General features: G+C 55.0%; 13 protein-coding genes and 1 riboswitch. Of the genes, 11 read left to right on the forward strand and 2 right to left on the reverse strand.

The window, feature by feature from the left end:
* Positions 1-8: 8 nt before the first annotated feature.
* From EH198_RS19985 to EH198_RS20005, 5 genes are all read left to right on the forward strand, one after another.
* Positions 9-1,424 carry a hypothetical protein gene (locus tag EH198_RS19985; RefSeq protein ID WP_124697292.1) on the forward strand — a complete coding sequence of 472 codons (1,416 nt, stop codon included), beginning with the start codon at positions 9-11 and terminating at the stop codon, positions 1,422-1,424.
* Between the two features lie 333 nt (positions 1,425-1,757).
* Positions 1,758-2,048, forward strand: coding sequence for a DUF6509 family protein (locus EH198_RS19990; protein WP_124697293.1), 291 nt, complete (start codon positions 1,758-1,760; stop codon positions 2,046-2,048).
* 145 nt (positions 2,049-2,193) lie between these two features.
* A complete protein-coding gene (locus tag EH198_RS19995) occupies positions 2,194-3,120 on the forward strand; it encodes an AEC family transporter (RefSeq protein WP_124697294.1) in 927 nt (308 codons plus the stop codon).
* 130 nt (positions 3,121-3,250) lie between these two features.
* Entirely contained in the window at positions 3,251-3,685 is a 435-nt protein-coding gene (locus EH198_RS20000) for an SRPBCC family protein (RefSeq protein ID WP_124697295.1), read from the forward strand.
* Between the two features lies 1 nt (position 3,686).
* Positions 3,687-4,007: an ArsR/SmtB family transcription factor gene (locus EH198_RS20005; protein WP_124697296.1), complete on the forward strand. Its 321-nt coding sequence runs from the start codon at positions 3,687-3,689 to the stop codon at positions 4,005-4,007.
* A 76-nt stretch (positions 4,008-4,083) separates the two neighbouring features.
* Here the strand turns inward: EH198_RS20005 and EH198_RS20010 are convergent, their stop codons facing one another.
* A complete protein-coding gene (locus EH198_RS20010) occupies positions 4,084-5,049 on the reverse strand; it encodes a Gfo/Idh/MocA family protein (RefSeq protein ID WP_124697297.1) in 966 nt (321 codons plus the stop codon).
* 234 nt (positions 5,050-5,283) lie between these two features.
* Positions 5,284-5,387: riboswitch (purine riboswitch) on the forward strand.
* 311 nt (positions 5,388-5,698) lie between these two features.
* On the opposite strand from EH198_RS20010, the gene EH198_RS20015 reads away from it, so the two are divergent.
* The 3 genes from EH198_RS20015 (at position 5,699) to EH198_RS20025 (ending at position 9,026) form a co-directional block, all read left to right on the forward strand.
* Positions 5,699-6,304 (forward strand): xanthine phosphoribosyltransferase, encoded by a 606-nt coding sequence (locus EH198_RS20015; protein WP_124697298.1) that lies wholly within the window; start codon positions 5,699-5,701, stop codon positions 6,302-6,304.
* The gene (locus EH198_RS20020) at positions 6,298-7,611 is read left to right on the forward strand and encodes a nucleobase:cation symporter-2 family protein (protein WP_124697299.1); all 1,314 of its coding nucleotides are present in this window, start codon (positions 6,298-6,300) and stop codon (positions 7,609-7,611) included. Before EH198_RS20015 ends, EH198_RS20020 begins: the two co-directional genes overlap by 7 nt.
* 278 nt (positions 7,612-7,889) lie before the next feature.
* Entirely contained in the window at positions 7,890-9,026 is a 1,137-nt protein-coding gene (locus tag EH198_RS20025; RefSeq protein WP_124697300.1) for a copper amine oxidase N-terminal domain-containing protein, read from the forward strand.
* A gap of 144 nt (positions 9,027-9,170) precedes the next feature.
* Here EH198_RS20025 and EH198_RS20030 read toward each other — a convergent pair whose 3' ends face one another.
* Positions 9,171-9,806, reverse strand: coding sequence for an NAD(P)-dependent oxidoreductase (locus EH198_RS20030; RefSeq protein ID WP_246014471.1), 636 nt, complete (start codon positions 9,804-9,806; stop codon positions 9,171-9,173).
* 276 nt (positions 9,807-10,082) lie between these two features.
* Between EH198_RS20030 and EH198_RS20035 the strand changes: the two genes are divergently transcribed.
* Genes EH198_RS20035 through EH198_RS20045 form a run of 3 tightly spaced genes read left to right on the forward strand, consistent with a single transcriptional unit; the run spans position 10,083 to position 12,231 of the window.
* Positions 10,083-10,286 carry a hypothetical protein gene (locus EH198_RS20035; protein ID WP_246014473.1) on the forward strand — a complete coding sequence of 68 codons (204 nt, stop codon included), beginning with the start codon at positions 10,083-10,085 and terminating at the stop codon, positions 10,284-10,286.
* Between the two features lie 32 nt (positions 10,287-10,318).
* Positions 10,319-11,038, forward strand: a complete 720-nt coding sequence (locus tag EH198_RS20040) for a hypothetical protein (RefSeq protein WP_185702986.1) — start codon at positions 10,319-10,321, stop codon at positions 11,036-11,038.
* Positions 11,035-12,231, forward strand: coding sequence for a glutathionylspermidine synthase family protein (locus EH198_RS20045; RefSeq protein WP_124697303.1), 1,197 nt, complete (start codon positions 11,035-11,037; stop codon positions 12,229-12,231). Before EH198_RS20040 ends, EH198_RS20045 begins: the two co-directional genes overlap by 4 nt.
* Position 12,232: the final 1 nt, after the last annotated feature.

Here is a 12,232-nt window from a genome sequence, read left to right on the forward strand (position 1 = left end):
TTTCTTCCATGGGAATCCAGTTAACGGCAATCCATTACGTCTATCTGGCGTTTATCGTATTCATCATGGCGCTGCTCATCAAGCGGCGCGATACGACGATGATTTGCGTGGCCGGTATCTTTGTCCTGGGAATCCTGGCGACGGAGACGCTCGGCGGTTCGGTATCCGGAGTGTTTAACTCTTTTGTCTACGCGACCAAGGAACTGATGGGAACGATCATGATCATTTCAATTATTGTCGCCATGAGCCGGGTGCTGATGATTACGGGCATCAACGAGACGATGGTGTCTCCGCTGACCCGGTTTCTCCGCACGCCGGCCATGGCGTATTGGGGAATCGGCATTATTATGCTGCTTACCTCCCTCTTTTTCTGGCCTTCGCCGGCGGTGGCTCTGGTGGGCGCCGTCCTGCTGCCGGTTGCGCTCCGGGTCGGCTTGCCCGCGCTCGGAGCCGCGATGGCGATGAATCTGTTCGGCCACGGCATCGCCCTCTCCGGCGATTACATTATTCAGGGGGCGCCGAAACTGACGGCGGATGCCGCGGGCCTGCCGGTCGCCAGCGTTATGGAGGCGAGCGTTCCGCTGGTCGTCGTCATGGGCATCGTGACGACCGCCGCCGCCTTCTGGATGATGCGCAGGGATCAGAAGAAAGGGACCTGGAGAGACGGCCTCGTATCGGCTGGACGGACAACGGGCATGTTCGGGGAGTCTTCTCCCCCTTCTCTTCAACTGGTCGCCCTTCATCCGCGGATGAAGAAAGCCCTGGCCATCCTCATTCCGGTGCTGTTTCTTGCTGATGTGGCGGCGATGTTCCTGCTGCATCTTCAAGGCGGCGACGCTACCGCCCTGATCGGCGGCACCGCGATCCTCATCTTGATCTTCGTCACTCTGCTTGCGCACCGCAATCAAGGGCTGGAGCAGATCACCTCCTACCTCATCGACGGCTTCGTCTTCGGCTTCAAAGTATTCGGCCCCGTCATCCCGATCGCCGCCTTCTTCTACCTCGGCGACGCGGCTTTCACCGAGCTGTTCGGCAAAGTCCTTCCCGAAGCCTCGCACGGCATCGTCAATGACCTGGGCGTTGCGCTGGCGAACTCCGTGCCGCTGAACGGCATCGTCGGCGCGGTCACGCTGACCCTCACCGGCGCCATCACCGGTCTTGACGGCTCCGGCTTCTCCGGCATTTCGCTTGCCGGCTCCATTGCGCACCTGTTCGCCGCCGCCATCGGCTCCGGCGCCGATACGCTGACGGCGCTTGGCCAGGTCGCTGCCATTTGGGTCGGCGGCGGCACGCTTATCCCCTGGGCGCTGATTCCGGCGGCGGCCATCTGCGGCGTCAGTCCGTTCGAACTGGCGCGCCGCAATCTCAAGCCCGTGCTGATTGGCCTTGCGGTCACCACTGTTGTCGCCATGTTTCTTGTCTAACTCCATCATTTTTCGTCCTCAAACGACAGCGGCGTTCTCCGCAAAGCGACGCATGGCGACGGGTTTCTACAAATGATAGTTCTGAACAGAACTACTAAATATTTGATAGCTCCAAAGAATACCGGCTGAAGATAAAATGAGCATGACCAGATGAAGCGCCTGTCCGCTTGGTTTGGTCTTTTTTTCGTCCACCGGTTTGCAAGCGGCGGCAGGAGGAAAGGATACAAATGAAGAGGTCCGAATCGCTGTGCCGGAAACGCCCGGCTCATCTGGCGGAGGCCGCCGGGCCTGTGCTATGATGATCTCCTGAACGATGAAAAGGAGCGATATAAAATGCTTGAAATATCGAATTACACAGCGGAGCAGATCCGGGACCCGTTCGGCATTATTGCGGGAAACCGTTATGAATTTATGATTAACCTTGTGGTCCCGGAGGAGGACGAGCTTTATTCGGAGAACGGGGTCAGCGTGCGGGTCATTGTTAAAGAGAATGATGGAGAAGTGAGCGTCGTAACCTACGATCTGATTGAAACGACGACGCAGAAGCTCCTTGAATTCGATCTGGAGGACGAAGAGGAGGAAGAACTGGCCGCTTTTTGCAAGGAGCATATGCCGGAGCGGTAACTTCCTGATTGCACCGGATACCTCCGCAATAAAGCGCTGTGTGTATAGGCGGTATCTATCGGGAATATTGCTTACAAGTCTTGGACGGCAAACAACCCCGGCGGTATAGTAGAAGGTAATATTCTACATAACGAGGTGCCCGTCCGTGATCAAAACCGTGCTGTCCACCCTGTTCGAAGTCATCGTCCCCCTGTCGATTCCGGTTATTTCCGGCGCTCTGCTGGAACGATTTCAGCGCCTGGACACCAAGCCGCTGCTGACACTGTATCTGTATTTTTTAAGCCCTGCCATTATTCTGGATACGCTGTCCCACGCGGAAATTTCATTCGATGACATCTATTTGACGCTGGCGTTCTCCTTATTGAATCTGCTGGTGCTGTGGGGAGTAGCGGTCACCATTGGAAAAGCGATGAAATTCTCTTCGCCGGACCGGGCCGGATTGACGCTCATCTCCACCTTTACCAACAGTGTAAACTACGGGCTTCCGCTCGTTCTGCTTGCCTTTGGACAAGCGGGGCTTGATAAAGCATCCGTTTATGTCATAGGTCAGATGATTATCGTCAACACGGTGGGTATTTATTTTGCGGCCCGGTCCCATTTTAACGTGAAAAATGCGTTCAAATCGGTGTTTTCCCTCCCCGCGATCTATGCCGCCATTCTGGCCCTGCTGCTCCGAGCATTCCAGTTGCACCTGCCCGCCGAAGTGGAGAAGGGAGTAACGATGGCAGCAGGAGCGTATTCCCCTGTTGTGCTGGCCATTCTGGGCGCGCAGATGATGAAGGTGGGCATGATGCCCGGCATCAGAGGAGAACGTTCGGTGTTCTGGACGGGAATCATGATCCGGTTGCTGGCGGGACCGCTGCTCGCGCTTGGCATCCTGGCATTGCTCGGAATTACGGGGACGCTCCATTCCGTGCTCTTCATTCTTGCCTCCATGCCGGTAGCCGTTAACGGGGTTGTTCTGGCGGAACGCTACGGCGCGTCCCCTTCGGTGGTTTCACGCTGCATACTTTGGACGACGCTGTCCTCTTTCCTTGTGCTGCCCGTGCTCATTACGGCGGTTTCCGGATAAAGCTCCGAGAAGGAGCTTTCGGTCCCCTATTTTCAGCTGAAACGGTGTATCCTTCAATGGGATCGCCGTTTCTTTTTGACATGGAACCAAAAGGTGTTATTTTATAAAAAGGTGAAAGAGGGATAAAACAATGGAAGACAACCGCGTGAACAATCTGCCGGACGTGGTGCAGACGGTCATTATTGATGCGCCGATCGGGAAAGTGTGGGATAAAGTATCGACATCGGAAGGGATCGCGCAGTGGTTCATGCCGAATGACTTTCAGCCTGAGCTCGGTCATGAATTTCATCTGCAGTCTCCCTTCGGCCCGACGCCGTGTAAGGTAACTGAGCTTGATCCGCCGAACAGTCTGACTTTCACTTGGGATACCGAAGGCTGGACGGTTTCTTTCTTGTTGAAAGAGCTGGACGAGAAGACGGAGTTTACACTTGTTCACGGCGGCTGGAAGCAGCCGGACGAGCTCATCGGGAAAGCGAACGAGAAAAGCTCGGTTATTCATGGCCGGATGTCGGGCGGCTGGGTATCCATTGTGCAGGAGCGGCTGAAAAAGGCGGCCGAGGTTTAATATGGCGGCGGCGGAGAAGCATGATGTGTTTCAGGCGATTGCCGATCCGACCCGCAGGCAGGTGCTAAGGCTGCTTTCCGAGAAAGAGAGGCCGATCTCCGAAATTGCCGCTCATTTTCCGGTAAGCCGCACGGCCATTGCCAAGCATCTGCATATTCTGTCGGAGGCAGAACTGGTCAGCGGCCGCAAGGTCGGCAGGGAGAAGCTGTACCGTCTGCAGCCGAAACCTCTTCAGGAACTTCAGGAGTGGCTGTCATATTACGAACGGTTTTGGAGCAACAAGCTGTCCATTCTTAAGCATATTGTCGAAAATGAAAAATAAACAAAACCGGTCCACCACGATGCTTTCGTGCATGGACCGGTTATTTTTTGCGGAACAGCTCATTGTGAAATTGCCTTTATTCGAAAGGATAGGTTATGCCCCACTGCCCTCTGACATTGCTCATGATTTCCATCACGTCCAGAGACAGCTGAAGCGTGGCGCTTCCGCCCGACTTGATCGCCTGCTCCATGTCCTTGATTTCATACTGGAGGGCCGCATCCGTCTCTCCGGCTTCGACTGTTTCCGTCGTTCCGTCCAGGTATTGAATGAGGGCTTTGGAGGCGCGGGGGAAGTTATCTACGGTAATAAACCCGTTCTCACCGGCGACGACGCCCCTTTTCGGCATTTTGGCGCGCATCGTCAATGAGACGACTGCCATCTCGTCGGCCTTGTTCTTCAGAATAATGCCCGACTGCTCGTCGACGCCGGTCTCGAACGGCTTGACAGTGGTTAGAACTTCATGCGGCTGTGCCGACAGGAAATAACGGGCGAACGACAGGGCATAGGTGCCGATATCGAGCAGCGCTCCCCCGGCCAGGTCTTTATTGAAGAAACGGTTGTTCACATCGTATTCCTTATGGCTTCCGAAGGACACTTGAACCATTTTGAGCGGGCCGATTTTGCCGCTGTCCAGAATTTCCCGCAGCTTGGCGTACAAAGGCATGTGGTAGATCGTCATCGCTTCCGCCACGACCAGCCCTTTCTCTTCGGCCAATGACGCAATTTCCCGCAGCTGGCCGATATTGACGGTGATCGCCTTCTCCGCAAGCACGTGCTTGCCTTGTTTCAGGCTTTCTATTATATATTCGTAGTGATTGCTGTGCGGGGTGGAGACGTAGACGGCATCAATTTCGGGGTCCTGCAGCATTTCATCATAATCGCCGTAAGCTTTGGTGACCCCGTATTGGTCAGCGAAGTGCTGCGCTTTATCCAGATTGCGCGATCCCACAGCATACAGCGTGCCGCCGTATTTCTGTATGGCCTCGGCGAATTCCCGGGCGATTCCTCCCGGTCCGATAATGCCCCATTTGATTGTGCTCAAATCAATCCCTCCGTTTCATTCGTAGCACATATGTGCAATATCGACAAAAATAGTGCTAAACATTTCCCTAGAGTATATAACCGGCCGGGTAATCTGTCAATTCCAGGGAAGGCCTTTCGGACGCGGCGGAGACTGAATGAGAAGCCGTTGAAAGGGCGGGTTTTAGCCTGAAAAAAGCCCTTGTAAGGATGCGGCCTACCGTGTAATATAGAGGGCGTGCCTTTTTTAATATACTAAAAAAAGAATGATTTAACTCATATAATCATGGGGATACGGCCCATAAGTTTCTACCGGATGACCAACGCAATTGTCCGACTATGAGTGAACAGCGCGTCCGGGGTTTGAGGCGGCGCGGACACGCCTGACGTGTTGCACCATAAGGGATAATAACCCGGAGGGACAGATTCACTTGAGAGAAACACTCAAGGAATCTGTCCTTTTTTAAAATATAAGACTTTATAAGTTACACGCTTATAAATGGCCTTATATTTCTACGAGAAACGTACTTGCGTCCTTAAGGACGCCGTCAGGCGTTTCTTCTTGATGGTTTTTAGGGTCCTTGCAAAGGTTCTGAGCGGCTTCGAGCCCAAGCTGCGCTTTGCGGGGCTATTTTATGTTTCCGGAAGGAAGAAGGAGCGGTGGAAGTAGGATGAAAGTGTTGGAAGAACGCATTAGACGGGAAGGACAGATCTTGTCCGATACGGTGCTGAAGGTGGACTCGTTTCTGAATCATCAGGTCGATACCGGCCTGGCGCTCGAAATCGGGAAGGAATTCGGCCGGATATTCGGCGGCAGACCGATTACGAAGGTACTGACAATCGAGGCGAGCGGCATCCAGTTTGCCATGGCGGCGTCAATCGCACTGGGCGTTCCGTTTTTGTATGCCAAGAAGAAGAAGGTCGTAACCCTCTCCGAGCAGGTGTATTCGGCTCCGGTCCATTCGTTTACGCGTCAGGAATCGTATCAAATCAGCATTTCGCAAAAATATCTCGGCCCCGGCGACAAGGTGCTTATCGTCGACGATTTTCTCGCCACGGGCGCGGCCCTGGTGGGCCTGGTTGATATCGTGCGCGAAGCGGGAGCGGAGCTGCTGGGCGTCGGCGCCGTTATTGAGAAGAGCTTTCAGGAAGGCCGCGGGCTGCTGGAGGATATGGGTGTGGAGGTTCACTCGCTGGCCCGGATTTCGGCGATGGCGCCGGGAGAAGTGCATTTTATAGACAATGAAGAAAGCATCAAGGAGAGTGCATCATGTTAAGCAAGCGCAAAGTATTTACCCTGGGACTCCAGCATGTGCTGGCGATGTATGCGGGCGCGGTCGTCGTTCCGCTGATTGTCGGCGGCGCGCTGAAGCTTACCGGCGAGCAAATGGCTTATCTGATCGCCGCCGACCTGTTCACCTGCGGGCTGGCGACGCTGCTTCAGGTTATGGGCACCAAATATTTCGGCAGCCGTCTGCCGGTCATCCTTGGCTGTACGTTTACGGCGGTCGGTCCGATTATCGCCATCGCCTCCAGCTCCAATCTGGCAACGGCATATGGGGCGATTATTCTCTCCGGCCTGTTCGTCGTGCTGGCCGCGCCGCTTTACGGTCGGCTGCTTAAGTTCTTTCCCACCATCGTAACCGGCTCGGTCGTCACGATTATCGGCCTGTCGCTGATTCCGGTAGCGATGAAGAACGCAGCGGGCGGCGAAGGCGGCGCCGATTTCGGACAACCCCGCAATCTGCTGCTGGCGCTGATTACGCTTGCGGTCATTCTGCTTGTGAACCGTTTCGCCACCGGGTTTCTGCGTTCCGTTTCCGTGCTGGTGGGCCTTGTGGCCGGAACGGCGGTTGCTTATTTTCTTGGCATGGTCCATTTCTCGTCCGTCGGCAGCGCCTCTTGGGTCAGCGTCGCCCAGCCGTTCTACTTCGGCCGTCCGGAATTCAGTCTTACCGCGATCTTTACGATGATTATCGTCAATATCGTCAGCATGGTGGAATCGACGGGCGTATACTTTGCCGTTGGCCGGGTGACGGAGCAGAAGGTGGAGCCGAAGCAGGTCGTGAACGGCCTGCGCTCCGAAGGTCTGGCGATTATGCTCGGCGGCCTGTTTAACGCTTTTCCGTATACCGCCTTCTCGCAAAATGTCGGCCTGATTTCGCTTACCCGCGTGAAGACGCGCAATGTGATTTTCGCGGCCGGCGGCATTATGGTCGTTCTCGGCCTACTGCCCAAATTGGCCGCGCTGACGACGGTCGTTCCAAACGCCGTGCTCGGCGGAGCCATGATCGTGATGTTCGGTTCGGTGGCGGCTTCCGGCATATCGATTCTCTCCGAGGTCGACCTGCGCAAGGAAGGTAATCTGCTGATCGCCGCTTGCAGCATCGCCGTCGGTCTCGGTTCGGCTACGATTCCGCAAATGTTCGACCAGCTTCCGGAGTTCGCCCGAATGCTGCTGCAGAATGGCATCGTGTCCGGCTCGCTGACCGCGATTATCCTGAATATTTTCCTGTCGAAGACGAAGGATGCGCGGGAAATGCCGGCTCCTGCCGCCGCGCAGGAAGCGCAGCAGCAGGCCTGATTATCCGCAAAGCATGGAGAAGCTGCGCTGCCCGATTGAAAATCAACGGATATCGTCCCCTTAAGGACGGTATCCGTTTTTTTGTCGTATTATTCAAATCGTATAAATATCCATTTGCTGCTGATTCCCCGGATTATGCAATCGGTGGGTGTGGGAAATATGGCGGAGCTGAAACGCGCGGTCCTCCGAAAGCGCAGCTGAAAGAGAGATCATGAAACTTTTTCCAGGTAATTTCGTCCAAATATTAAGGAAAAGACACGAAGAGGAGGCTGGTAAAAATGAGAACTAGCAGACTGGCAGCCGTTGTTCTGGCGGCGGCGCTCGGCTGGGGCGCAAGTACGGCGTTTGGAGCGGAGGTTTCCCCGATTTTGCTGAATTATAAGAATTTGGATCTTGCAAGCAAGGCAACCGTTTCGGCGGGAACAACATGGGTGCCCCTCAAAACCTTGGCGATCGGAATGGGATATTCGGTTGTATGGAATCAGGCATCCAAAACGGCCGTTCTGACACGTCCCGGGCGGCAGATTGCGGTAACGGCCGGCTCCAAAGCTGCCAGGGTGAACGGAACCGCATTTCAGCTCGCGAAGCCGGTCCGCATTGCGGCAGGCACTGTCCAAATCCCGCTTGTAAGCGGAACAGGCGCGCTTGGGGGCAAAATTGCGCGTGAACCGGGCAGCGGCAGTCTGAGCATCAGCGATGAGACCCGGTTTACCACTGCAGCCGTTCCGGACATGACGTATTGGGTATCACAGCATACAGGCGAAGTCTACGCCTCCCGCTCGGCCTCGGGCAAGCCGGCTCTTCTGGGCAAGCTGCCTCTGATTGAATCGCCGTATATGCATAACTTGGAGATTAAGACGGTGGCTGGGGGCACGCATCTGCTTGTATTAAGCGACAACCACTACGCCATGTTCAATAATTTCAGCAATGTATACCAGGCGCTGATCCGGGACGGCAAAATCGTCAAGCAGATGGACTTTCATCTCATGGCTCCGGCTTATTCGGAAAATCCGAAGGTCGCGTCCACGCAGCTGTACATGAGTGGTGGCGACAGCGTGCAGTATATTAACGGCGATGGGAGTCTCGGCAAGCTGTACGACATAGAGGCGCTTACCGGACAGAGCGGCGCGTTCACCGTCGAATATGCCGCTCCCGACACACTAATCATCCGCTTCGTCGATACGTCCCACTTGTATTTGATCCATACCGGCACGGATGCCGCCGTTAATCTGAACAAGGAAGTGGCAACGCCGGAAGATTGGAAGGACTGGGAGAAGTCCGACGGCCGTGACCCTTACGTTTTAGCCCGAATGCTCATTCTGACCAAGCGCTCAGGGAATCATCTGACGCTGACGTACCGTTCGCTTGCGGACGACAAGAGCAGAACGGTGACGTACAGCTTGTCGCCCGAATAAACTGGATCTGGATGTTCCCATTGCTCAAAAATAACCTAAATGTTTGCCCGCCCACCCGAGCACCGGTTCTTTAACCGGGTTGTCGGCTGAAACGGCTTAGCCAATCAGGGAACCTCGCCAGTTCAAGGCGGGGTTCCTTTTGCGTCAATTTGAGATACAAGGCGTTCTTTTTACATATTTCATTTCATTAACCTGACCGACGAGGAATTTCGCTATGTCGGAATTCGTAATGTTTCTTCCCGGGATATCCCTTAAATTTTCCTTGATATGGCTCGTTTCCAAACCCTCGACTACAAATGGCAGACGCACGAGGGTCCATTGGATATCGCTCTTCATAAGCAGATCCAGTTCTTTTTTTCTGTCTGCGATCATCTTGCTAAGCAGAATGGAGAACAGGGTGGACGCTATTCGGTTTAAAAATGACTTCTTGTCGCCCTGAACGTTGAGTGACCCGCCTGCAACGCCAATATACCTTGTAATTCCATACTCCTGCATGACCGTGAGAACAGTATGGGTTACGCTGCTGTACAGCGGTGTATCTTTTACGGGCTGCCCAAAGGTATTAATAACGGCATGGCAGCCTTCCAGCAGAGAACGAATGTCTTGTTCGTTTCGGGCATCTCCGGCAATTACCTGCAATCTGTCGTCTTTAATGGTTGCTTTATCCGGATTTCTGGCAAGCATACGAACACTATACCCGCTTTCCAGCGCTTTTTGCGCAAGGTAACGGCCCGCTCTGCCTGTTCCTCCGATGATGGCTATAACATTCAATGTTTCCAAAAGCATGTCCCCCTGAAAAATAATATCCGGTAACCGTATGATATGCCGAATCCGCATCATTCTTCAACTTTACCTTGGTCAAGAGTTCCGCTATTTATGGTATTTGCCGTTTCTGCCAAAGAAAAAAGATTGCCTCTGAAGGGCCGGACGCTTTATTCTGTTGTGGGAAGGTTTTACATTCTCCCGGCAGTTCCCAAATGAAACATTAGGCCGGCATTTCCCGTATTAAAGGTACAATCGAATGATGAAGGGAAGGAAATTCTCTTGGACAATGGGATGAGCGTTATTTTATATGAAAAAATGCCGGACGGCGAATTGAATGCGATCGAAGAACGCGTATGGAGCTCGAATATGATCGCCGCGCTGGAGCATGTCAACTATTTGGTGGTCGGCGGCCGCGAATTCGAAACGGTGGAGGGCAGGCTGAATGTGGATGAGGGCAAGCTTGAACTGCTGCTCGTTCCGATGCGCACCGAATAGGCAGAAGATTCTTATTAAGGGAGGCACCCGCTTTGGGTAGAGAAAAAGAAACAGGAAATGAATCGCTGGGGGAAAAAGGGTTTGACTTAAGCGGCAAACCAGTCCGCGTGCTGTCGACCTCGCTGGGTATCGCCCTGCTGGCCAATGCGCTGTTTGTTCCGGGCGCCTCGGTCGCAAGCGGCAGCTCATCTGCGGACGAGCCGACGCTGGTGTCCTGGTCTACGGAAGAGGTTAAAGCCTATTTCGACAAAAATGTGGACTGGAACATCCCGTATCCGGAGGAGACGGGGAAAGATACAGCCCAGCCGACCCAGGCTCCGGGCGTCGCCACATCGAACGGGACGACGATCATTAACAACTACGGCGGGTATAACTCCGGCTTTGGCTGGGATGATCTGCTGCTGTACCACATGCTGTTCGGCGGCGGCTCCAGCTATTCGCCGAGCAGATGGTATGATCACCGTCCAACCTATTATGGAGGTACACGGACGGTCTATAAACCGCGTACTTATGACAACACGAAGTTTCAGAACAAGCCGGTGACCGGCTCCGTAGTGAAGCCGAAGACCTCAACCTCCACGACGGGCACCATTACGAGACGGTCGACGTCTTCCAAGGCGGGCGGTATCGGCGGCAAGTCGAGCGGCCTGAGCTCGTCCAGTTCGTCGTCCAGCTCGAAATCCAGTTCCAAATCGAGCCTCGGCTCAAGCTCACGGTCCAGTTCGGGCAAGGGCAGCGGGTTCGGCGGATGACGGAGCCCGTATTTCAGTGGCAGGAGCATTCCGGCGAAGACAGGGCCTCCAGGGTGGAGGAACTGGGGCGGCTGGGCTTTGCCTGGGCCGACCTGGAGGACGAAGAATATTGGCTGGACGGAGTCGCCGTCATGAGAGTGGACATCTACCGGGAGCTTGAGGAGGCTTCATCCCGGCTTTGGGCCATTCTTGACAAGGCGGCGCGCTATATCCACCGCAGGCACGATCTCTACGACCTGCTCGCCATCCCGGAAGTCCTGTGGGAGATGCTGGACGCCGCGCCGCTTGCTCCGCCCGGGCTCATCAGCCGGTATGCGCGGTTTGACTTCGCCGTCGACGAGGGCGGCAGCATCAAGCTGCTGGAGCTGAACGCGGATACGCCGACCGGTTACGTGGAGGCGTCCATTGCGACGCCATGGGTATGCGAGCAAGCCGGCATTCCGACGGTTAACGGCAGCATGCCGGAGCTTGTCGCTGCGGCTTGGGGCGAGGAGCGGCCGGACACAGCGGCCTGCGTGAACTACGGAAGCCATCTCGAGGATTCCGGGACGATCGAAGCGCTGGCAAGGCACAGCGGTCTGGATATCAGGTGCGTCGACTGCCTTGAGCTTACGATTGACGAAGGAACGGTGAAAGACGAACAGGGGCGCGTCGTGGACCGGATGTTTGCCCTGTACCCGAAAGAGTGGATGGCGGTGGATGAGGGCGGCGAGGCCTTGGCCTATGCGGTGGAGACCGGCCGGCTCGCGCTGTTCAACCCGCCGCACAGCATTTTGCTCCAGTCCAAAGGGCTGATCGCAGCGGTCTGGGGCATGTATGAGCTGGGCTTTTTGTTCAGCGGTGAAGAGCGGGAGACCATCGCCAAATATGTTCTGCCCACGTACAACAAGCCTGTGTTCTCCGGAAACTTCGTGTCCAAATCGATGTTCGGCCGCGAAGGCGGTTCTGTGCGTCTCTATGACGAATCCGGAAGCCTGGAGCTTGAAGATGAGGACGGCTTTGACAGCAGCGTGCTGTTTCCTTCCGTATATCAGAAGAGAGCGGGGCTCTCGAAGATTCAAACCTCTGCGGGCGAGCTTCACCTGCTTACGGGGATGTTCATGATCAACGGCAGGCCCTGCGGATTGCTGGGGCGGGGCGGAGGCCCCATTACCGGAAATACAAGCCATTTTATTGCCATGGGAGTGAGATAAA

Source organism: Paenibacillus rhizophilus, assembly GCF_003854965.1.
Lineage (GTDB): Bacteria > Bacillota > Bacilli > Paenibacillales > Paenibacillaceae > Paenibacillus_AQ > Paenibacillus_AQ rhizophilus.